At 27.6% G+C, this 23,314-nt stretch carries 23 protein-coding genes; 10 read left to right on the top strand and 13 right to left on the bottom strand.

The annotated features are described in order from the left end of the window. Nucleotide 1: 1 nt before the first annotated feature. On the top strand, nt 2–673 hold the full coding sequence (locus tag ACH5BH_RS05280) for a 16S rRNA (uracil(1498)-N(3))-methyltransferase (protein ID WP_423297676.1): 672 nt from the start codon (nt 2–4) through the stop codon (nt 671–673). Here the strand turns inward: ACH5BH_RS05280 and ACH5BH_RS05275 are convergent. The 8 genes from ACH5BH_RS05275 to ACH5BH_RS05240 all read right to left on the bottom strand — a co-directional run bounded on the left by ACH5BH_RS05275 (nt 665) and on the right by ACH5BH_RS05240 (nt 9,412). Then, entirely contained in the window at nt 665–1,663 is a 999-nt protein-coding gene (locus ACH5BH_RS05275; protein WP_423297675.1) for an alpha/beta hydrolase family protein, read from the bottom strand. The genes ACH5BH_RS05280 and ACH5BH_RS05275 overlap by 9 nt on opposite strands. Before the next feature lie 118 nt (nt 1,664–1,781). Then, entirely contained in the window at nt 1,782–2,177 is a 396-nt protein-coding gene (locus tag ACH5BH_RS05270) for a hypothetical protein (RefSeq protein ID WP_404306005.1), read from the bottom strand. Between the two features lie 177 nt (nt 2,178–2,354). Next, nucleotides 2,355–3,239 carry a c-type cytochrome gene (locus tag ACH5BH_RS05265; protein ID WP_423297674.1) on the bottom strand — a complete coding sequence of 295 codons (885 nt, stop codon included), beginning with the start codon at nt 3,237–3,239 and terminating at the stop codon, nt 2,355–2,357. After that, nucleotides 3,236–4,486, bottom strand: a complete 1,251-nt coding sequence (locus ACH5BH_RS05260) for a cytochrome b (protein WP_404306002.1) — start codon at nt 4,484–4,486, stop codon at nt 3,236–3,238. The genes ACH5BH_RS05265 and ACH5BH_RS05260 overlap by 4 nt, the downstream gene beginning before the upstream one ends. Nucleotides 4,487–4,496: 10 nt before the next feature. Next, nucleotides 4,497–5,000 (bottom strand): ubiquinol-cytochrome c reductase iron-sulfur subunit, encoded by a 504-nt coding sequence (petA, locus tag ACH5BH_RS05255; protein ID WP_404306000.1) that lies wholly within the window; start codon nt 4,998–5,000, stop codon nt 4,497–4,499. A gap of 184 nt (nt 5,001–5,184) precedes the next feature. Then, entirely contained in the window at nt 5,185–6,666 is a 1,482-nt protein-coding gene (thrC, locus tag ACH5BH_RS05250; protein ID WP_423297673.1) for a threonine synthase, read from the bottom strand. A 9-nt stretch (nt 6,667–6,675) separates the two neighbouring features. Then, nucleotides 6,676–7,581 (bottom strand): acetylglutamate kinase, encoded by a 906-nt coding sequence (gene argB / locus ACH5BH_RS05245; protein WP_404305996.1) that lies wholly within the window; start codon nt 7,579–7,581, stop codon nt 6,676–6,678. Nucleotides 7,582–7,648: 67 nt separating this feature from the next. Continuing rightward, entirely contained in the window at nt 7,649–9,412 is a 1,764-nt protein-coding gene (locus ACH5BH_RS05240) for a GGDEF domain-containing protein (protein ID WP_423297672.1), read from the bottom strand. A gap of 174 nt (nt 9,413–9,586) precedes the next feature. On the opposite strand from ACH5BH_RS05240, the gene ACH5BH_RS05235 reads away from it, so the two are divergent. Continuing rightward, nucleotides 9,587–12,325 carry a RecB-like helicase gene (locus ACH5BH_RS05235; RefSeq protein ID WP_423297671.1) on the top strand — a complete coding sequence of 913 codons (2,739 nt, stop codon included), beginning with the start codon at nt 9,587–9,589 and terminating at the stop codon, nt 12,323–12,325. On the opposite strand, the gene ACH5BH_RS05230 is transcribed toward ACH5BH_RS05235, so the two are convergent. The 5 genes from ACH5BH_RS05230 to ACH5BH_RS05210 form a co-directional block, all read right to left on the bottom strand. Then, complete coding sequence (locus ACH5BH_RS05230) at nt 12,318–12,884, bottom strand: thiamine phosphate synthase (RefSeq protein ID WP_423297670.1); 567 nt, start codon at nt 12,882–12,884, stop codon at nt 12,318–12,320. The genes ACH5BH_RS05235 and ACH5BH_RS05230 overlap by 8 nt on opposite strands. A gap of 134 nt (nt 12,885–13,018) precedes the next feature. Further along, nucleotides 13,019–13,705, bottom strand: a complete 687-nt coding sequence (locus ACH5BH_RS05225; RefSeq protein ID WP_404305989.1) for a F0F1 ATP synthase subunit A — start codon at nt 13,703–13,705, stop codon at nt 13,019–13,021. 102 nt (nt 13,706–13,807) lie between these two features. After that, nucleotides 13,808–15,013 (bottom strand): threonine ammonia-lyase, encoded by a 1,206-nt coding sequence (gene ilvA, locus ACH5BH_RS05220; protein WP_404305987.1) that lies wholly within the window; start codon nt 15,011–15,013, stop codon nt 13,808–13,810. Nucleotides 15,014–15,103: 90 nt separating this feature from the next. Further along, on the bottom strand, nt 15,104–17,389 hold the full coding sequence (gene metE, locus ACH5BH_RS05215) for a 5-methyltetrahydropteroyltriglutamate--homocysteine S-methyltransferase (RefSeq protein WP_423297669.1): 2,286 nt from the start codon (nt 17,387–17,389) through the stop codon (nt 15,104–15,106). Between the two features lie 40 nt (nt 17,390–17,429). Next, nucleotides 17,430–17,783 carry a hypothetical protein gene (locus tag ACH5BH_RS05210; RefSeq protein WP_404305983.1) on the bottom strand — a complete coding sequence of 118 codons (354 nt, stop codon included), beginning with the start codon at nt 17,781–17,783 and terminating at the stop codon, nt 17,430–17,432. 96 nt (nt 17,784–17,879) lie between these two features. On the opposite strand from ACH5BH_RS05210, the gene trmD reads away from it, so the two are divergent. From trmD to ACH5BH_RS05170, 8 genes are all read left to right on the top strand, one after another. Next, nucleotides 17,880–18,569 carry a tRNA (guanosine(37)-N1)-methyltransferase TrmD gene (trmD, locus tag ACH5BH_RS05205; protein ID WP_404305981.1) on the top strand — a complete coding sequence of 230 codons (690 nt, stop codon included), beginning with the start codon at nt 17,880–17,882 and terminating at the stop codon, nt 18,567–18,569. A 54-nt stretch (nt 18,570–18,623) separates the two neighbouring features. After that, entirely contained in the window at nt 18,624–18,980 is a 357-nt protein-coding gene (gene rplS, locus ACH5BH_RS05200) for a 50S ribosomal protein L19 (RefSeq protein WP_404305979.1), read from the top strand. A gap of 30 nt (nt 18,981–19,010) precedes the next feature. After that, nucleotides 19,011–19,526 (top strand): hypothetical protein, encoded by a 516-nt coding sequence (locus tag ACH5BH_RS05195; protein WP_404305977.1) that lies wholly within the window; start codon nt 19,011–19,013, stop codon nt 19,524–19,526. A 7-nt stretch (nt 19,527–19,533) separates the two neighbouring features. Continuing rightward, complete coding sequence (locus ACH5BH_RS05190) at nt 19,534–20,136, top strand: DedA family protein (RefSeq protein WP_404305975.1); 603 nt, start codon at nt 19,534–19,536, stop codon at nt 20,134–20,136. Between the two features lie 51 nt (nt 20,137–20,187). Continuing rightward, nucleotides 20,188–21,075, top strand: coding sequence for a DMT family transporter (locus ACH5BH_RS05185; protein ID WP_404306248.1), 888 nt, complete (start codon nt 20,188–20,190; stop codon nt 21,073–21,075). A gap of 115 nt (nt 21,076–21,190) precedes the next feature. Further along, the gene (locus tag ACH5BH_RS05180) at nt 21,191–21,493 is read left to right on the top strand and encodes a hypothetical protein (protein ID WP_404305973.1); all 303 of its coding nucleotides are present in this window, start codon (nt 21,191–21,193) and stop codon (nt 21,491–21,493) included. Next, nucleotides 21,486–22,145: a hypothetical protein gene (locus tag ACH5BH_RS05175; protein ID WP_404305971.1), complete on the top strand. Its 660-nt coding sequence runs from the start codon at nt 21,486–21,488 to the stop codon at nt 22,143–22,145. Before ACH5BH_RS05180 ends, ACH5BH_RS05175 begins: the two co-directional genes overlap by 8 nt. A 35-nt stretch (nt 22,146–22,180) precedes the next feature. Beyond that, nucleotides 22,181–23,305 carry a branched-chain amino acid ABC transporter substrate-binding protein gene (locus tag ACH5BH_RS05170; protein WP_404305969.1) on the top strand — a complete coding sequence of 375 codons (1,125 nt, stop codon included), beginning with the start codon at nt 22,181–22,183 and terminating at the stop codon, nt 23,303–23,305. Nucleotides 23,306–23,314: the final 9 nt, after the last annotated feature.

Raw genomic sequence — 23,314 nt, 5'->3', positions numbered from 1 at the left:
AATGCAATTTTCTTATCATGAGAATGCAAGTGACTCAACTTTAAATATCAACAATGATACTTATAAATATTTAATAAAAGCTCGAAGACATAAAATTGATGATGAAATTTATTTTAGAAATTTAAAAGATGATTTTATATATTTATATAGGCTTGATACAATTGGAAGAAAAGATGCTTCTTTAACACTTATTGAGAAAGAAGAAAAAATTATTGAAAATGATAAAAAACTTCATCTTGCTTGGTGCATGGTTGATCCTAAAACAGTTGAAAAATATATAGCTTCATTAAATGAATTAGGAGTAGATAAAATTACATTTATTTATTGTGAATATTCACAAAAAAACTTTAAAATTAATATAGAGAAATTAAATAGAATTTTATACAATTCTTCTAGTCAATGTGGAAGGTCTTCTATTATAAAACTTGAAGTTTGTGATAGTTTAGAAGATTTTTTACAAAAAAATCCTGATTCATATTTTTTAGATTTTTCTAAAACTAATATTGAAACAAAAAAAGATGATATAAAGACTTTAATAATTGGTTGTGAAGGTGGCTTTTCTGATGATGAAAGAATTTCTTTTGATAAAGAAAAAGTAGTAGGCTTTACTTCTTCTTTAATTCTTAGAAGTGAAACAGCAATAGTTTCTGCTAGTTCTAAGATTTTACTTTAAGTTATTAACTTCTTTTAAAAATGACTTAACTAATTTAGTTGTTTCTTGATGTATAGTTTCTCTTTTTTTCTTTTTGCCATCTAAACATATAAATTGGGCATTTTCTTCTTCTAGTATAAAAGGTGCTTTATTAGTACATCTTTGTAGGAAGGAGAAATGTCCAGCATCTTTTATTTCATAGTATTTAATTGTTTTAGAGAAATGTTGCATTTTACTTTTTATAGCAGTTTCTACAGGTACACTATAATCTAATTGTGCTCCAATAATAAGTGTTGGTATATCTATTTTTCTCAGTGATTCATTTGTCATATTCTGTACAAAACCAGGAGCTAAAGCAATTGAAGCTTTTACTCTTTTATCTTTTAAGTCTTGACTTGCATTTTTTAAGTACTGGTTATTAATAATTGAGAAAGCTTCTTTAAAATATTTACAAGCTTCATCTTCATATTTTTTACAAAACTCTTCATATTTACTCATATCAAGTTTTGCTCCACTTAATGCCAATGAAGTATATCCTCCTAGTGAAAAACCTAATACATAGATTTTATTTTCATCTATATAATTTTTAAATTCAGATTCTAGTGCATAATCTATTAAATAAGATACATCTTTGGGTTGATTCCAAACTCTAAGTAAACTTTCTGGATTTGAGTTTTTTGATGTATAACCAGGATGATTAGCAGCAATAACTATATTGTTTTTTGCTAAATCATTTGCTAACCAAGATTGATTTTTTACATTGCCAGTTGAACCATGAACAAAAATAATTAAAGGATATTTCCCTTTTTTTATTTGTGCATTGGCTTTTGATTTAAAACCATAGAATAAAATATTTTGTGCAAAAGTTTCATTTTCTTTTTCTAAACTAGGATACCAAATAGCAGTTTCTAATTTTCTATCTTTATTATATGTTATTTCTTTTTTGAAACCTGTTTGTGCAAATAGACTTATTGAAAAAAAACATAAGAATATTGATATTTTATAGTTCATTTATATCCTTGCTAATAATCTAGAAATTGTAGTGAAAATTTATGAAATAAGAGATTAAATATATATGTAGATTTAATTGGTTTACTTAATAAAAGTAGAGCTTTGCTCTACTTTTAATTTACCAACTTCTTACGATTGAATGACATCTTGAACAGGCATTTAACATATCAGAATATGCATCAGCAGCACTTAAGTATGCTTTTTGATCTAAGTTTAATTCTAAAACATTAATATCTAAGCTTATTCTTTCACTACTTGCAGAAGCAACATTAACTAAATGTTTTTTATTTTCAGGTAAATATTTTTCTATTACTTTTTTGTCAGAGAAAAGTGCATTTCCTTCTTTAACTAAAGCAGAACCTTCTTTAATTAATTCAAGGTTATTATTTAAAAATCCTTTTTGGATTTGAGTCATTCCTTTTTCCATGATTGACATAGATTTTTGCATTACATCCTGAGCATTTACTACTGTTAATGCTAATGTACATGCTAAAGCTAATTTTGCTAATTTCATTATGTTGTCCTTTATTATTTGTTATTTTATATTACAATTGAATCATTTAAAATGCACTTAATTTTACTAGTCAATAATGAAATAATGGTATTTATTGCATAAATAAAAAAAGGGGAAAACAACTAAATGTGTTTTTCCCCTTTTTATTTTTTAATGTAAGATTTGTACTAATTAATATTAGTGAACTTCTCTCCACATTTTACTTTTCCATAAGAATGCAAAGATAGCAAAGATTACAAAGTAGATTAAGAACTTAGGTCCTAATTCTTCTCTTATTTCTTTTTTAGAATCTCCAATTTCTTCCATGTAAGAAATTACTTGTTTTTGAGAAGCTTCATTTAAACCAACTCTAGGCATTGCAGTACCTTCAAGGTGTTTTTGAGGGTTATTAATAAATGTTGTTAAATAACTCTCTCCTCTTGATCTAATGTATTGAGATAAATCAGGAGGTAATTTACCCATATATTTTTTGATATCAGCATCTGGTGTAAATGCAGACATAGTACCATTTTTCATATCAGCATATTTAATACCATGACATCTTTGACAAGCATCAGTAAATACTTCTTTATTTGTCATTTTATCTGGTGCAATAGATTGTAAGTATGCTACCATATCAGCAATTTCTTGAGGTTGCATCCAACCATAACCTGGCATTGGGTGAACTCTTCCATCTTCAAATTTATGCTCAACTATAGAAGCTTTTGCTGGATTTTTAATAAATGCTGCTAAATAATCAGCATTATAAAGTTTTCCTGCAGTACTTAAATCTGGTGGAACTACACCATAAGCAGCAGCAGAACTTGCATTATCCATAACTTGTGGGAAACCTTCTGCATTAATTGAGTGACAAGCTGTACAGTTAGCAGTAACTAATGTTTTACCATTAGTTGCATCACCAGTTAAAGCTTTAACGTCTTTAACATCTTCTTTTAAATCATTGAATTTAAAATCAGCTGGTTCAACATGAGGGTGCATTTGAGAGTGAGCAAATGGCTCAACTCCCCAGTAAGTTATTAGCGTTAAAGCTACAACTACTGCTAAAATCTTTAATTCTCTCATACATCACCCCTTTTTTTAGCATCTGATTTTGTAATAAATGGTAAAGCAAGGAATAGTAGAATAAATAATGTAGCAACTACAAATCCAACCCATGCATTGATACCTGTTGGAGGTAATTTACCATATACTGTTAATACAATTAAGTCAGCCATTAATATCCAGAACCAAATAAAGAATTTAGGTCTTTTATGTGCTGGTAAAATTTTTGGATCTCTATCTAACCATGGTAATACAAGGAAAATAACATTTGCGAATGCGAATGCAATTAATCCAATATCAAATGCTTTAACAGGTCCAACATCAAAGAAGAATCCTCTTAATACTTCATACGACCATAAGAAATACCATTCAGGGTAAATATGTGCAGGAGTAACCATATTATCAGCAGGATCGAAGTTAACTGGGTCCATTGCAAAGTTATAATGGAAGAATACTAAATAGAAGTAGAAAATTAAGAAAATACCTAATACAGCTAAATCTTTAGAAATAAATACAGGCCAGAAAGGAATAACTTTTGATTCTTTTTTATTACCAGCTAAGTACTTTTCAGCTTCTTCATCAAAATCAAATTCATCAGAGTTTTGATTATTTACGTGAGGAATTCTTAATGTGTAGAAGTGTAATCCAATAATACCCATAATAGTAATAGGTAATAAGAATACGTGTAACATAAAGAATCTAGTTAATGTAGCATCAGCAACGTTGAAGTCACCTCTAATCCATACAACTAAAGCATCACCAATAACTGGAACACCACCAAATAAGTTAGTAATAACCATTGCAGCCCAGTAAGACATTTGTCCCCATGGTAACATATATCCAGAGAATCCAGCAGCTGAGAATGTCATAAATAATAACATACCAGAAATCCAGATCATTTCTCTACCTTGTTTATAAGAACCATAATAGATTCCAGTAAACATGTGAATATAAATGATTAAGAATACAACAGAAGCGGCAACACCATGCATGTGTCTAAATAACCAACCAAACGCAACTTCTTGCATAATAGTGTAGTTTACTGAGTCAAATGCTAATGCAACATCAGGCTTGTAGTACATCATTAAGAATAAACCAGAAATTACTAAAATACCAAAAGTTGTAGCTAGTAATACACCCATTGCCCATAAGAAGTTAATATCTTTTGGAATCCAATACTCAGTCATTAATACTTTGTTTAATGCAGTAGTATTAAGTCTTTGATCTAACCATTCACCTACAGAGTTAGCTTTTTCAAATTTTGCCATAAACTACTCCTTATGCCGTTGCCATCGCAGCAGCGATTTTTTTGTATTCAGGACCTTCTTCACCTAGAGTGATTGATGTTCCTTGTACACTAAATGGAGGTAAGTCAAGAGGTCTTGGAGGAGGTCCAAAAACTTGCTCAGCAGAAGGGTTAAATTCCCCACCGTGACATGCACATTTCCATTTATCTTTTTTCCACGCTGGAATACAACCTAAGTGAGTACATAATCCAATTGCAACAGTAAATCTGTCTTCACCGATTACTAAGTCTCTTTCATTGTTTTTCATTTCAGCAGTTTTCTTAAGAAGAAAAATTGGTTTTCCTCTCCAAGTAATTGTAACAGGGTTTCCGGCTTTTAATTCACCAAGTTCTACTTTTGTAAAACCACCTGCTAATACGCTTGGAAGTGGATCCCATACTTGTTTCATACCAACAAGTGACGCAGCACCACCTACTGCAGCAACAGCAGCAAATGAATAACCAAGAAAATCTCGTCTATTAGTTTCATTAGACATATTTGGCTTCCTTTTATTTTAGTTTAAAATCCATATATTATATTGTTTTTATACTTAAAATGATTTGACTTTGGTCATAAATTGTTATGTTAATGCTATTTTTTGGGGAATTTTTACTCAGAATTTTATTTAGTGACACTATAGTGTCTAAAAAAGTGTTGATTAAGGTTATTATTAGAGAATCTTATGATTCTCTAATAAATTTTACAATTTCTTTCTCAATGTCATTCTTATCAATTACTATATCATGATTTACTTTTGCTGTAAATAAATCTTTTATACTTTGAGGTAAATTTGCTTTATATTTTTGTGAAATTTCTTCTAACGCTTCTTTATCAGAATATTTTCTATCATCTTGATTTAGGGCATTTAATACAGTTGGTGAGAATTTAGTCCATTCAGCTGTTGAATAAATTACTGTAGGGATACTCTCTTCTCTTAGTTCTTCATAAGCTTTGATACAAGTAGCTGTATGAGGGTCCATTAAATAACCATCATCTAAGAAAGATTTGATGATTTTTGAACCATATTCATCATCAGAATTTATAGCACTAAAGTATTCTTGAAGTTTAGCTGTTTCATCTTTACTCATTTTAAAGATTTTTTTCTCATTTAAATCATCAAAGAATTCTTTTGTTCTCTTTGCTCCATACAATGAATATATAACTCTTTCAATATTTGATGATTTTAGAATATCCATGGCAGGAGATTTTGTAAGTTTTAACTCTTTATCTCTAATATCATAAATACCTGTGTTAATCCATTCTGTTAAAATGTTGTTTTCATTTGAAGCAACAAGTAGTTTTTTGATAGGTACACCCATTTGTTTTGCGTAAAATCCACCCAATACATTTCCAAAGTTACCAGAAGGAACAACTAAATAAATCTCTTCTCCATATTCAACTTCACCTTGTTTTAGAAGTTCAAGGTATGAATGGAAGTGATAAATAATTTGGAAGATGATTCTACCAAAGTTAACTGAGTTTGCGGCTGATAATTTAATTCCATCATTTTCTAATTCTTTTTTAAAAGATTCAGAAGCTAAAAGATTTTTAAGTGCACTTTGTGCATCATCAAAATTTCCTTTGATTCCTAATACTTTTAAATTATCTCCATCTTCACATACCATTTGAAGTCTTTGAACATCAGAAGTCCCACCATCTGGATATAAACACGCAACTTGAATATTTTCTTTATTTTTAAAAGTATTAAGAGCAGCTGGACCTGTATCTCCTGATGTTGCAGCTAAGATAAGATATTTTTCATCTCTTTTTTTAGCAATTGAAGAAAGTATTGAACCAAAAGGTTGTAAAGCCATATCTTTAAAGGCTCTTGTTGGGCCATGGTATTGTTCATGAACAAATAAGTCGTCTTTTACTTTTCGTACAGGACAAGGGTCAGCAGCATCATCAAAATTATCATATAGGTTTAAAGCTTTTTGAATTTCTTCCTCATCAATATCAATTTCAAAGGCTTTTAAAATAGCATAGGCTAATTCTTTATAATCATCATTTATATGATTTAAAAGAAAATTCTCTTCAAGTTTTGGTAATTTTTTTGGAACATAAAGTCCCCCAAAAGATGCACTCGGATTTAAAATGGCATAAGAAAAATCTACTTCTTTTTCTTTTAATCCATCATTTCCTCTTGTTTCTATAAATTTCATTTATCTTCCTTAATTTTCATCATTTAAAAGTTTTTCCATATTAATACCATTGTTAGGGTTATCTTTTCTAACAAATTGTGTACCAATACCATCGCTTGTAAATAGTTCTAATAAAATTGAGTGTTCTACTCTACCATCAATGATGTGTGCTTTATTTACACCATTATAAATTGCATCAATACAAGAGTCAACTTTTGGTATCATCCCTCCTGCAATTGTTCCATCTTCTTTTAGATTTTTAACATCATTTTGATCTAAAGAGTTTAAAAGTTCACCGTCTTTATCTAAAACACCAACTGTATCAGTTAAGAATAATACTTTTTGTGCTCCAATTGCACTTGCTATTTTAGATGCAGCTACATCTGCATTTATATTAAAACCTGGATGATTAGGTTCTGCACTATCTGCTATAGGCGCTATTACAGGAATAAATCCTTCTTTGATAAGATTATTAATCATGGCACCATTTACTTTAGTTACTACACCTGTATATCCAAATTTTCCATCTTCTTTAGGAATAGCATTAATTATTGATGAGTCTTTTCCTGAAATACCTATTGCTTTTGCTCCATGATGGTTAAGCAAAGAAGTGATATTTTTATTTATTTCACCACTTAATACCATTTCAACAATTCTCATAGTTTCTTCTGATGTTACTCTGTGCCCATCAACAAATTCAGATTTAATTGATAGTTTTTCAAGAAGTTCAGATATTCTAGCTCCCCCTCCGTGTACAATCACAGGTTTAATCCCAACTAATGAAAGTAATACAATATCTTCTGCAAACTTTTCTTTTAATTCAGGACTTGTTTGCGCAGAACCACCATATTTTATTACAATAGTTTTTCCATAAAACTTTTTAATATGTGGTATTGCATCAAGTAGGGTTTGAACTTTTTGATGTTTCTTTTGCATAATATTTCCTAAGATGTTTTTTAAAGGCAAATATTATATCAAAAATTATCTTAATGAGAAAAATACTCTATTTATTATCTTCTAGCATCTCTTTTTTAAATAAAACAGTTTTATTTCTACCACTATTTTTTGCTTCATATAAAGCTATATCTGCATTTTTAATACACTCTTTTAGATCTTTGCTATCTTTAGGATAAATTGATGTTCCTATACTTAATGTTTTGTTTATTGTATTTGTTCCACCCACTGGAATATCTTTTTGCATAAATGCTACTCTTATTTTTTCAGCAACTTGCATAACTCCTTCTTCATCACAATTATGAAGTAAAACTATAAACTCTTCTCCTCCATATCTAATAACAATATCCGAGGCTCTTGTATTTTGTGTTAATGTTTGTGCAACTATTTGAATTGCTTTATCTCCAATGTCATGTCCATAAGTATCATTAACTTGTTTAAAAAAGTCAATATCAATCATTAAAACCCCATAAGAGATATTTGCTCTATTGCTTTGTGATTCTATTTTTGGTAATTGATCTTCAAGATGTTTTCTGTTGTAAAGATTTGTTAGGGCATCTGTTCTTGCATTTTTTTCAAGAATACACATTAATTTATTTGTAATAATTACTGATTTTGCAGCATCTACATAATCATTTATAAAAGGAATATTTCTTTTAACTTTTTCTAGTTCTTCTTTTGAATCTGAATAAATAGAAACAATTAAGTCTAAATCATTTGAAATTGAGTAAGGAATACAAAGATAGTTTATTTTACTATCTTTACATGAACTACAGATATTTTCAAAAAGACTTGAATCTACAATTTGATTTGTTTTATCTGCTCGACAAACTTTCTTTAAATCACAATATTCTTTATGTCCTATATAGACATTTCTTGAGTCACCTGTTCTTGTATCAGCTTCTAAAATATTAAAGTTTTCAATTGAAAGGTTATTTTTTATAATATCAGCTAATCTTTTATAAATTAAATCTAAATCATCATCATGTTCTATTGTTTTTCTAAATTTATAAACTGATGATAGTCTTGATACAGTCTCTTGTACATTTACAAGTGGGTCATTGTTTTCTTTTGTTTTACTTGATAAAAAGATAGAAATATTTGAGTCAATATCATTTAAAGTACTTTCTAGTTTTTCTAATAAAGTATTAATCCAAGTTGAAACTTCTTTTGCATCTTTATTATTTATATCTAAAACTCTTTGTGAATAATCTCCTTCATGGGCATTACTCATAACTTTTTTAATTGATACAAAAAGTTTTAAGAATGGAGAAATTAAATAGTTAATTAAAAATGCAATTGTAAAAATAAGTATTAAAGCAATTGCAGTGGTATTTAATACTGTACTTATACCTTTTTGTTTAGAATCATCTATTGGAATAGTAATAGTAATAGCACCTAAAGTATCACCTTCTTTTGCATTTGCATGACAATTTAGACAATTTATTTCTCCATTTGCTGTTGCTTTATATGGAATAGTTATTCTATAAGTACTACTTGAAAAAAGTTTTTCATCTATTACTTTTATTTCTTTTCCTGTTTCTAATACTTTTCTATCAATTTCATCTCTTGGAACTTCATTATTTAAACCTTCTCCATAAGATTGAATTACTTTATGACCTCTACTTAGCCATATTTTTTCAATATGTGGCAAATCTTCTAATTGTTTTAAAAAGATTTCTCTTTCATCAATTACTCCCGATAGCATTTGAGTTGTTAGGGCATGCTCTACGGTTTTAGCAAGTATAGTTGCTTTATTATCAATACTCTTTATTCCATATTCTCTAAAGTTATATGTAAAATTTAGAATCATTAGAATAAACATAAAAAATATAACAGTTGTAACAAGAATGATAATCTTACTATTTGTTTTTATTTCAATTCCCCAGTGTAAAATAATTTTTTATATTCTAATAATATAATAAAAATCTTTAAGTTTTAATGATGATATAGTATTTTCTAACATTTACTTTAGTATGATTTGCTTATGAAAAAATTTTTAGCCTTAAAAGCCAGCGCAGGAAGTGGTAAAACTTTCGCATTAACAGTTAGATATATTAGCCTTTTATTAAAAGGTGCAAAAGCAAATGAAATATTAACTCTTACATTTACAAATAAAGCGGCAAATGAAATGAGTGAAAGAATTTATAAGACTTTATTAACATTGGGAGATGATGAAGCATATCTAAGTGCAATATGTGAACAATCTTCTATGAGTAAAGAACAAATACTAGGAAAAAAACAGTTTTTAGTAAAGTCATTTTCAAATGCTAGTTTATCTATATTTACAATTGATAAATTTGTAAATAAAATATTAAGAGAATTTTGTGGATATATTGGAATATCAGATGATTTTGAAATTAAAGAAGATGATATTGAAGCTTTAAGTATAAAATTTCTTTCTTCTTTAGATAGTAAGCAATTTGATACTTTGATTGATTTTTCAATATATGAAAAGAAGAAGTTTAACTCTATCTTTGAACTTTTTAAAATTTTATTGGAAAAAAATGAAAAAATAGAACCTGTAAATATTGATGCAAGTTTAATAAACTTACAAAAAAGTGAAGTTTTAAAAGAAGCATATAAAATAAAAGAAGCAATATTAAATTGTGATGTAGCTTCAAACTCTGCAAAAAAAGCTGTTGATTTTGAAAATTTTGAGACATTATTTGAAAAAACTTGGTTAAGTAAAGATTCTTTAAGTGAGTATAGTTATTTTAAAAAATGTTCAAATGATATTTTAGAAAGCTATTTTGCATCTTTGAAAGTACAATTGGCAAACTATTATAAATTACGAGCAAATTATAGTTTAAGCAAATTATTTGAACTTTATTTGATGTTCAAAGAGTTTAAACTTAATTATAATAAGAATAAAAACTATTTGGAATTTAATGATATTTCAAATTTAGTTTATGATTTGTTAACAAATAAAATAGATAAAGATTTTTTATATTTTAGATTAGATTCTCAATTTAATCATATTTTGATTGATGAGTTTCAAGATACATCTTTAATTCAATATAATATTTTAAAACCTTTAATTGATGAGATACTTTCAGGTGATGAAACAAGATTTAAAACCTTTTTTTACGTGGGAGATGTAAAACAGTCAATTTATAGATTTAGAGGTGGGAAAAAAGAACTTTTCGATCATGTAGCAAATACAAATAAGCTTTTAGAAGTTGAAGTTTTAAATACAAATTATAGATCAAGTCAAACTGTAGTAAATTTTGTAAATTCTCTTTTTGTAAATATTCCAAATTATGAATATCATGAACAAAACTCTATAAAAAAAGGTGGATATGTTGAAGTAATAGAAGATGAGGCTTTAGAAGAAGAGGAAAAGTTTGAAAATATAGCTTCTAAAATTGCTTCTTTAATAAAAGATGGTGTAAACTCAAATGACATTGCTATTTTAACATATACAAATGACGATGTACTAAGTTTATATTACTATTTAAAAAATAAGTTTCCTAAATTAAAAATTTCTACAGAAATGACATCGAGATTAGTAAATCAAGAAAATGTAAAAGCAGTAATTAATGCAGTTAAATATTTATATTTTAAAGAAGAGATATACAAAGAAAATTTAAATGCTTTAATTGGTAAAGAGCTTACTAGTGAAATAGAAGTAGAGATTAATTTTGATAAAAAGTCAGTAAGTCAAATAATAAAAGATATAGCTTCAAGTTTAATGATAATAGATCAAAATATCATAAAATTAATAGAAGTATGTCAAAGTTTTACTGATATTGTTGAGTTCGTTTATGAGATAGATAAGAATGATGCAACTATACAAAATAGTGAAACAGTTGGACTTCAACTTTTAACTATTTTTAAATCAAAAGGTTTGGAGTTTAATACAGTAATTTTATTAGATAGAATAAAAAGAAAAAATGCAGATAAAAGCTCATTACTATTTGAGTATGATAGTGTAAATTTAAAAAATATTTTTTATAAAATTAAAGGCTATGAAAATTATAATGATAATTATTCAAGAGCTATTTCAAAAGAGAAAGCTTTATCTTTACAAGATGAAATAAATATATTATATGTGGCACTTACAAGAGCTAAAAATAATATGCTTGTATTTAAAAAGAAAAAATCTTCTGTATTTGATATTTTAAGTATGTCACCTCAAAAATTAGGACAGCTTGAATTAAGTTCTAATATTTCAAAAAACTTTGATAGTTTTGAAAAAGTCGAATATTCCCCTATAGATTTAGGAATACAAGAACAGTTAATAAAAAAAGAAAAAGATAGTAATAGTGAAATTTTATATGCAAGATATTTTGGAATAGCTACACACTTTTGTTTAGAGATGATGAATGAATTTACTTATGAAAATTTAGATTATTGTTTGGATATTACTATTTCAAGATATTCAAATTATTTAAAAGAAGAAGATTTTGAAAAAATTAGATTAAGAATCACTAATCTTATTGATAATAAACAATTTCAAGAGTTTTTAGAAAATTCAAAGTTTGTATCTGAACAATCTTTGATTTTTCAAGGAGAAGTAAAAATAATAGATTTACTTTTACAAAAAGATGATAAATACTATATTTTTGATTATAAAACTACAAAGAGTGAAAGTCTACAAGAGCATAAAAATCAAGTAAGACACTATAAAAAAGCAATAAGTGATATTTTTAAAACAGATAAAGTTTATTCTTATCTTATTTATCTAAATGAAGATACTTGTTTACTTGATGAGGTTAAATAAAGTATCTTATTGAAGCAAAGCCATAAGGTTTTGCTTTTTTAACTTTTTCTATATGTTCTTGTGTTGTAATTCCACCTAAAGCAATAATATCAATATCTTCATAAAGATTAATAGCCTGTTTTAAAATATTAGTTCCTTTTGCTTCTCCTTTATTAGGTGTATCAAAAATAGGAGATAGTGTTACTGCATTTGCATAAGCTTCTTGTGCTTTTTCTATATCAACAAAACTATGGCAAGAGATTATTACATACAAATCTAAGTCTTTAGCTTTTTTTATTTCTTTATATTGTTTTGAAGTTAAATGAACACCTGTAGCTCCTAAATCTTTTGCTAACTCATAATTTTGATTTAGCAATATTTTTTTTATATTAAATTCTTTACATATTTTAATAAATAGTTCTGCAAGCTCTTCAAAGTTTTCACTTGATTTGTCTCTAAAACAAGCCATATCAACTTGATTGTTTTTTAGTACTCTTTTTAAATTTTTTTTGAATAGTTCAGGGTTATTCGAATAATATTTCGGATCAGTTATTAAATAGTTTTTCAAGTCACTTTTCATAATATACTTTTTTTTAAATTTTTGATAAGTATAATATTTAAATACTAATAAAACTATTAATAGATTTTATTGGTATAAAAAAAGGGAAAGGTTTGAACCTTTCCCTTTTTTATTATTAGAATCTTTAGCTGTTACTAATGATCTTCGTGTTCCATCATGATAGAACCTGCAATATAAACATAAGTTAAGATTGCAAAGATAAATGCTTGTAAGAATCCAAAAGCAGTTAACATGAAGAAACCTGGAAGAGGTAAAATCCAAGGTACTAACATTAAAAGTACCATTAAGAACATATCGTCCCCTCTAATAGAACCAAAAAGTCTAAATGATAATGAAACAATTCTTGATAAGTGAGAAATGATTTCAATTGGGAACATTAATGGTGCTAATGCAGGCATTGGTCCCATAAAATGTTTAAAGTAGTTAACAAAACCATTTACTTTAATACCTAAGTAATTGTAGTAAACAAATACGATTAAAGCTAATGCTAAAGTAAAGTTGATGTTTGCAGTTGGCGACTCAAATCCAGGGATAACACCCATCATATTACTAATAAAAACTACTAATGCTAAAGAACCAATTAAAGGCATGTATGTTCTTGCATTTTTTTCACCCATTGTATCAGCACCCATTGCAATGATACCACCTATGAAAGCTTCCATTACATTTTGTGAACCAGTTGGAACTAGTTGCATTTTTTTAGTAGCTGCTCTAGCTATAAAAAATATAATACCAATCACTAGAATATAGTGAGATAAAATAATCCATTCTTGACCGTGACCACCGATGCTACCTAAGAATGTAAACAGTCTTCCTTCCATTTTTTTCCTTTTTGTTGTTACTCAATACTAAATTATGTCGTACATTGTATAATTTTTTTTCTAAAATCTTTCTTTAGGTATTAATTTACATATTAAATTAAATTAAATTTCTTTAAATCTGTAACCATTTTGTTTCAATTTCTCTCTAATTTCTTGTTGATGGTCTTGACCTTTTGTTTCGAGTGAAATTGTTATGTGTGCTTCACCAAAGTCTAGTTTTACCGAGTCTCTATCATAATCTATTTGTACAATATTTGCAGAACACTCTCTAAAAATTTCACTTAAATGTGTTAATGAACCTGGTTTATCCATAAGTGTTACCATTAGATTCATTTTTCTATTTGATTTTACTAAACCTTTTTCAATAATTAGTGAAAGCATAGTAACATCAATATTTCCTCCACTAATAAGTGCACAAACTTTTGTATCATCCATATCAATTTTATCATGCATAATTGCAGCTGTTGCAACAGCACCAGCTCCTTCAACTACAAGTTTATGTTTTTCAAGTAAAAATAAAACTGCATTAGCAATTTCATTGTCAGTAACTTCAACAATATGATCTACATAATCAATAATAATATTTAAAAGTTTAGGGTTTACATCTCTTACAGCAATACCATCAGCAATAGTTCTAACTGATTTTGAATCAATAGGCATTTGTGATTTATATGATTCTTTCATCGCAGTTGCACCACTTGCAACAACTCCAATAACTTTAATATCTGGATTTATAGCTTTTGCTGCTATTGCTATTCCTGCAATTAATCCTCCTCCACCAATAGGAACAATTAATTGTTTTAAATCAGGAACTTTTTCTAAAATTTCCAAGGCAACTGTACCTTGTCCTGCTATTACGTCATCATCAGCAAAAGGGTGAATAAATTCACAATTCTTTTCTTCTTTAAACTTCATCGCTGCTTCATAAGCTTCATCAAAGTTTTCACCTGTTAATACAACATTTGCCCCATGAGATTTAACCCCTGAAACTTTTGTAAGAGGTGTTGCTTCTGGCATAAAAATTGTTGCATGACAGTTAAATTGTTTTGCAGCATAAGCTAAACCTTGTGCATGGTTTCCTGCACTTGCTGCAACTACACCTTTATCTCTTTTTTCTTGAGATAAATTAGCAATTCTATTATATGCACCTCTTAATTTAAAGCTTCCTGTTAATTGTAAATTCTCTTTTTTTAAATAAATATCACTATTAAAAGTCTCACTTAAAATTGGTGCTTTTGTCATTGGTGTGTTTTGCGAAACACCTTCTAAATTTTTTTGAGCTTCTTTTATTTTTTCAAATGTAATCATCTTTATACTTTTTATTTTAGTTTTGGAAATAATATCTAAAAATAGTTTTTACTCTATTGAAGTAAAAACTATTTTGTTATAAAACTTAACTTAGATACTATTTTTTTCTTTTCTTATTTGTTTTACAGCTTCAACCATATTAATTAAACTTGGTTTAACTTCTTCCCATTTTCTTGTTTTTAATCCACAATCAGGGTTTATCCATAATTGCTCTTTTGGCAATACTTCCAAAAGAAGTTTTATTTGATTTTTTAATTCTTCTACACTTGGAATTCTAGGACTGTGAATATCATAAACTCCAGGCCCAACTTCTTGTTTATATCCAACTTCTTTAAAAATTTTAAGTAGTTCATTACCACTTCTTGCAGTTTCAATTGAAATTACATCTGCATCCATATTTTCTATTGTTTTAATAATATCATTGAACTCACTATAACACATATGTGTATGAATTTGAGTTTCTTTTTTTGCAGTACTAACGCATATTTTGAAGTCTCTTGTTGCCCAGTTTTCATAAACTTTAATATTCTCAGCTCTTAAAGGGTAACCTTCTTTAAATGCAGCTTCATCAACTTGGATGATTTTAATTCCTTCGTTTTGTAAATCATCAATTTCATCACTAAGTGCAACAGCAATTTGTTTAGATACTTCACTTCTTGGTTTATCATCTCTTACAAAAGACCAGTTTAAAATAGTAACTGGACCTGTTAACATACCTTTCATGATTTTATTAGTTTTACTTTGTGCATAAGTAATCCAATCAACAGTCATAGCTTTTGGTCTGCTAATATCTCCATAAATAAAAGGTGGTTTTACACATCTACTACCGTAAGATTGAACCCATCCATTTTGAGAAAAGCCATAACCTTTTAGTTGTTCACCAAAATATTCAACCATATCATTTCTTTCAGGTTCTCCATGAACTAATACTTCAATTCCACAATCTTCTTGAAAAATAATACAATCATCAATATATTGTTTCATATCTTTCTCATATTGTTCTTTTGAAATTTTACCTTTTTTAAAATCTCTTCTTGACTTTCTAATTTCAGCTGTTTGGGGGAAAGAACCAATTGTAGTTGTTGCTAAATCTTTATATTTTAAGATTTCTTTTTGTAATTTAATTCTTTCTTCGTAAGTTCCATCTCTTTCAAGTTTAGAATACTTATTAACTCTTTCTTGTACAAGTTTGTCATGAATTATTTCAGAATTAGCTCTATGATAATTTGCTTGAATATTTTCATCATAAGCATTTTTTTCATCATCATCATTTAGATAATTAACACCTTCAAAAAATATTTTTGTAATTAAATTTAATTCTTCAAGTTTTTCACAAGCATAAGAAAGCCAACTTTTTATATTATTGTTCATTTTTTCTTCATATTTTAAACTATATGGAGTATGAAGTAGTGAACAAGATGAAGATATAAGTAAGTTTTCTTTTTTTACTTGTTTTGTGATATTACTTAATAGTTCAAGTGTATTTTGAATATTGTTTTTCCAAATATTTCTTCCATCAACAACTCCCGCGATTAGTTTTTTATCACTTTTTGCGATATCTTCTAAAACTTCGAAATTTTTATCTCCATATAAAAAGTCAAGTCCTAAACCATAAATAGGTGTGTTAACTAAAATTTTAGTAGCTTCATTTGAATGTTCAAAATATGTAGTTACAATAATATCAATATTATCAGATGCTTTTGTTAATAAATCATAAGTTGGTTTAATTAAACTTAAAACTTTTACTTCATTATCTTTTGCAAAAATAGGCTCGTCAATTTGAACTGTTATATTATCATCAAGTTTTGATATTTCTTTTAATAGTTCTTCATAAACTGGAAGTATTTTTGAATGAAGTTCATAAACATCTTTATTATCAACTCTTTTTGATAAACCTAAAAATGTTAAAGGACCTATAATATTGATTTTCGTTTTTAAACCAAATTCTTTTGCTTCTTTATATTCACTTATAATTTTTGAAGCATTTAATTTATACTCATCTTCTAGGCTTAACTCTGGAACTATATAGTGATAGTTTGTATTAAACCATTTTGTCATTTCCATTGCTACACTATTTTTGTTTCCTCTTGCCATTGAAAAATATAATTCTTCATCTTTTAAATCTTTAAATCTTTTAGGAACAGCATTTAATAAAACACAAGTATCTAAGACATTATCATATAGTGAAAAATCATTTGATGAAATAAAATCAATTCCTGCTTCTCTTTGATAAGACCAGTGTCTTTGCTTTAATTCTTTAGCTATAACTTCTACTTTTTCAAATGAACATTTATTTGACCAAAACTCTTCTAAAACTTTTTTAAGCTCTCTTTGTTCTCCAATTCTTGGAAATCCTATTACATAGTTTTTTGACATTATTTATCCTTAAATTTATATATTTTTGTTTGTATGGTTATTAATTGATATTTAAAGATAATATTGGAGGGTGTACTCCTGTTCGTCTAAATGCGAAACAAGCAGTATAATATGGACATCTAGGAATAAACTTAAATAAAGTGATAGCTATTTTTGTTTTTTTTCTAAAATGGCAGTCACAATGACAAGGTTTATTATGATTAGTGATAATAGATAAAGTACAAAGTAAATCAGGAGGATCCTCTTCTAATACTTCATCTTCATTTTTAGATGATCTATATCGTAAAGTCTTTTTCGCAATTGTAATTTGGTTTTCAATAGTTTTTTGAACACTATGGGCTAATATACTAGCAAATGTAAAATAGCTTTTTCCAAAACCTCTTGGTGACTTCACAACAATCCTTTCATAAAATTTAGGACAAGAGTATAGCTAATAAAAACTAAACTTAATTTAAAATAAGATAAAATTCCCAAAAAATTAAGGTTTGATTTGAAATTTACATTTGTGACTCTTTTCCCAAATTTAGTAGAACCATATTTTCAAGACTCTATTTTAAAAAGAGCAATTGATTCTAATTTTATTAATTATGAGTTTTATAATCCAAGAGATTATACTAATAATAAACATTTAAAAGTTGATAAGCAAATGGTTGGTGGTGGAGCTGGAATGCTTATGACACCCCAACCACTTTTTGATTGTCTGGATAAAATTAAAGAATCAAATGAAGAAGCCTACATTATTTTTCCTTTAGCTGCTGCTAAACCTTTTAATCAAAATGATGCAAAAAGATTAGCAAAAAAGAAAAATATTGTATTTGTATCTGGAAGATATGAGGGAATAGATGAAAGAGTTATTGAAAAATATGCAAATGAAGTGTTTTCAATTGGTGAGTTTGTTTTAACAGGTGGTGAGTTACCATCTTTAGTAATGGCAGATGCAATTTCACGAAATGTTGAAGGTGTTCTTGGTAATTCAGACTCTTTAGTAATGGAAAGTTATGAAAATAATATTTTAGAAGCACCATCCTTTACTAAACCTGAAAATTTTCGTAATTTAAGTGTCATTAAAGAATTCTTAAAGGGAAATCATAGTAAAATAGCCGACTTAAAAAATAATCTGGCTATTTGCAAGACAAAATTTTTTAGACCAGATTTAGTTAAAAATAAAAAAACAAATTAAAAGTGTGATACCCCGCAACTTGCAAATGCGGGCACTTTCACCAAAGGTAAAGACATGAAAAACAGATATATTGCGGCTTTTGAAGCAGCGCAAATTGCAAACAAAGAAATTCCTCAGTTTAGAGCTGGAGATACAGTTAGATTAGGTGTTGAGATTAAAGAAGGTGAGAAAAAAAGAGTTCAAACTTTCGAAGGTATCGTAATTGCAAGAGCTGGTAACGGTGTTGATTCTACATTTACTGTAAGAAAAATTGGAGCTAACTCTGTTGGTGTTGAAAGAATTTTCCCATTATATTCAGAGTCTTTAAAGTCTTTTGAAGTAGTAAGAAGAGGTAGAGTAAGAAGAGCTAAACTTCACTATTTAAGAGGATTAAAAGGTAAAGCTGCAAGAATTAAAGAGCTTAAAAAGTAATTAACTAAGGTTAACCCCTTAGTTTATACTATGTCAAAAATATTAATTCACACTACCTCAAAGGTAGAAGCTAAACCAATTATAGAATTTTTTAATTTGAAAGAATTAAATAGTTCTTTAAAAAATATATATTCTAATGATGATATTTTACTTATCATTTCTGGTACAAGTAAAGAAGAGATTCAAGAGTCATTAAACTATATATTTAATACTTACAATATTTCTAAAGCTTTTGATTTAAGCATTGCTTCTTGTGGTGATGGCTCAATCGCCTTAGGTACACTTTTTTGTACGAACAGATTTATTCATGGGCTAAATTTTGCTAATATAACTACTGTTGAAGAGAATTTAGAAAGTGATGAGAATTTAGACACACTTCTTGTTGATAAACAAGCATCTTTTTTCAAAGATAGTTGTAAAGAAAAAATAAAAGACTTTTATATTCTTAAAATTGTATCTGATTATTTTGATGATACAAAACCAAGTAATGAAGAAGTTTTTGAACTTATAAATAATTCTATTGAAAGATGGAAAAAATTAATTTAGGACTCAAATGTTAGCTGATATAGTAAATTTTATTGTTGATACTGTAGGAAGTTTAGGCTATATTGGTATATTCATTATGATGTTTTTGGAAAGTTCTTTTTTCCCTTTTCCCTCAGAAGTAGTAATGGTTCCTGCTGGTTATTTAGCTTATAAAGGTGAGATGAACTTATTTCTTGCTATTTTTTTTGGTATTTTAGGTTCTCTTGCAGGAGCACTTCTAAATTATTTCTTAGCTATAAAATTTGGTAGAAGTTTTTTAGTTAAGTATGGTAAATATTTTTTTATAAAAGAAGAGACTATTGTAAAAATGGAAGAGTTTTTCAAAAGTCATGGCCACATATCAACTTTTTCAGGAAGATTAATCCCAGCTGTTAGACAATATATTTCTTTTCCAGCAGGTCTTGCTAGAATGAACTTACTTGTTTTTTCTATTTATACTACACTTGGTGCAGGTATTTGGGTTATTGTTTTAACTCTACTTGGATACTATATTGGAGATAATGAAGCCTTAGTTAAAGAGTATTTACGATATATAATTATATCTATTTTACTTTGCCTTGCATTCTTAGGTTTTTGGTATTATAAAAAGATTAAAAAAGTAAAAGTTTAAGAAATAAACATATAATTTTTATGTTACAATTCTTTTTTTAAAGGATTTAACATTAATACTCAATCAACTGCATACAAGTATGCGCTAATAGCAATATTTTTTTGGTCTACCGTAGCAACAGCTTTTAAAGTTTCACTATCGTATTTAACTCCTTATGAACTCGTATTATATGCTTCTTTTAGTTCAACTATTATATTATCATTTGTTATTATTTATGAAAAAAAATTTACTTTAGTAAAAGAACACATAAAGTCAAACTTTAAAAATGTATTTTTGTTAGGACTTATAAATCCTTTTTTATATTACCTTGTATTATTTAAAGCCTATGATTTGCTACCTGCTCAAGAAGCACAAGCTATTAATTATACTTGGGCTTTAATGTTAGCTTTTTTATCAGTAATATTTTTAAAACAAAAACTAACAATAAATGATATAGTTGCAGGTATTATTTGTTATTTTGGTGTTTTAATTATATCAACAAAGGGTGAACCTTTTTCTTTAAACTTCTCAAATCTTGATGGAGTTTTTCTAGCCTTATTATCTACGGTTCTTTGGTCTATGTATTGGATTTTAAATACAAAATCAAAGGTTGATCCAATTGTAGGGTTATTTAGTAATTTTTTAATTTCTCTTCCAATTATAAGTATATATTTTTTATTAACACAGCCACTTAGTATTCCTTCTTTAAATGGTATATTAGCTGCTAGTTATGTTGGTATGTTTGAAATGGGAATTACCTTTTTATTTTGGTTAAAAGCTATGCAAAGTGCTACTTCAACATCAAAAATAGCTAATTTGATTTTTATTTCTCCTTTTTTGTCTTTAGTATTCATATATTTTATTGTTGGAGAAGAAATATATATATCAACAGTTATTGGATTAAGTACAATTGTATTTGGCTTAGTAATTCAACAGCTAAAATTTAAGAAAAATAGCTAAAATTGTAAGTTAAATAGCAATAGAATAGCATTTTTCACTTTTTTTTAACAATTGTACAAAAAGTATATAATTTCACTATAAAAATTAAGACTCAGTTAAGTTTTGCTATGAAATAATGACTAAAGAAATAAAAGTAGTACTAAAAGTAGTACTAATAAATATTTATAGAGTTAAAGAAATGGCAAAGCAAAAAAATAAAAGAACTGTAATTCAAAAAGTTATTAACAACCATCTTAAGAGTAATAAAAAAGAGATATCTCAATTAACTATTAAAATTGATAAAAGGTTAGATAATGCTTTAATTGTTTTAAGTCAATCCTTAAATATTTCAAAAAATAGACTTATTGAAGATATTCTTTGTGAAAGTGGAATAATTCAAGAAGTTGATGAAAATTATATAGGACAAGATAATGAATAACTTTCCTAAGCAAGAAGAAGTTATAGAAGCAGTTCTTACAGGAATGGAAACTGCAAAGAAAAACTACTCTTTTTGGACAGCTGATGAGTTATATTTATCTTATGCTCCTGCTAAGTTTCTTACTATTCATGTTTCTCAAGAAATTGCGAAACTTCAAAATCCACCAGAGATTTTTATAGATGCAACAATCGCAGATATTTTAAGATGTTCTCTTCCTAAAAGAGATGCTTTTAGAGAATTTATGAAAAAGCATTATTTAACACCAGATGTAATTTGTCTTACTTTAGATGAAAGATTTGAGCATAAAAGTGATAATGATTCTATTTCTAGAGTAATTATGAGTATAAAAAATGGTGTTAGAAATGTTCAAGAAGAGTATAAAAATGATGTTGAAACAATGTGTAAAATGCTTGCACGTGATAAAAAAGAAGATTCAACACTAGATTATGCAGTTTTTGCATTTTATTTAGATATCTCAAATACAGCTAGAAAAAAAAGTGAAAAAAGATTAGAAGAGATAATTGAAGCTTTTGATAAGATTGTTTCAGTGCATAAAAATTTAAAATCAAGTTTTAAAGGAGGCGAGATTAAAAAAATAGACAACATTGGTGAATGGTGTGTAGGTTGTTATATTATAGAGCCTACTTTTTAAAATAGTTAAAATCAAAAAAATTTAAGGAGAGATATATGAATTTTAAAAAATTAACAGGTGCATTAGCACTAAGTGCAGTAGTAGCAAGTTCTTTAGTAGCTGCTGATACAGTTAAAATTGGTGTACAAGCACCTATTACAGGTAAGTATGCAAATGAGGGACAAAGTATTGAGAATTTTGTAAAACTTATTGTAGATGAAAAAAATGCACAAGGTGGATTACTAGGTAAACAAATTGAAGTTGTTACTTGTGATGATGAAGCAAAAGCTCAAAAAGCAGCTGTTTGTGCTAAAAAATTAGTAAATGAAGGTGTTTTTGCTGTAATTGGTTCATATACATCAGGTGCAACGGAAGCTGCACAAACTACTTATTATAGAAGTAAAGTTTTACAAACTTCTGATGGAACAAGTGATTCTTTAATCAAAAGAAAATATTGGACTTTCTTTAGAAACTCATTTCCAAATTCATCTCAAAGTGATTTTACAGCAGATTATATGGTAAACACAAAAAAATACAAAAAAATTGTTGTTTTATCTGATTATTCATCTTATTCATCAGGACTTGGTGATGCAACAGAAGCTTCTGTTAAAGCACTTGGTGGAAATGTAGTATTTAGAGGGAAAATAAAATCAGGAACTCAAAACTTTACAGCAATGCTTACAAAAGTTAAAGCAATGAATCCAGATGTAATTTATTATTCAGGATATTATACTGATGGTGGATTATTAAGAGCTCAACAAAAACAATTACAAATTAATGCTGATTTCATTGGTGGAGATTCAAATGATAACCCTGATTTCTATAAGTTAGCTGGTAAAGCTGCTGAGGGTACAGTTTTAATAAACTTCCCAACACCAGAAATTTTACCTTATGAAGCTGCAAAAAAATATCTTGCTGCATACAAAGCTGAATTTAAAATGGATCCTCCATCAATTTGGCCTGTTACAAATGCAGATGGTTTAAGAGCAATAATTGAAGGTGTTGAAAAAACTAAATCATTTGATACTAAAAAGATTTCAGATTATATTAGAAATGATATGAAAGATTATCCAGGTATTACAGGACCATTTAATATTAGAGAAGATGGTGAGAGAGTTGGTGCTAAATTTGTAGTTTATAAAATGAAAAATGATGGTACTAAAAAAGTAGTTACTGAATAATAAGGCTTT

The sequence above is a fragment of the Arcobacter rhizosphaerae genome (genome assembly GCF_049472155.1).
Taxonomy (GTDB): Bacteria; Campylobacterota; Campylobacteria; order Campylobacterales; family Arcobacteraceae; genus Arcobacter_B.
The sequence above is the reverse complement of the archived record's forward strand: the minus strand, read 5'-3'. Positions and strand labels throughout refer to the sequence as shown.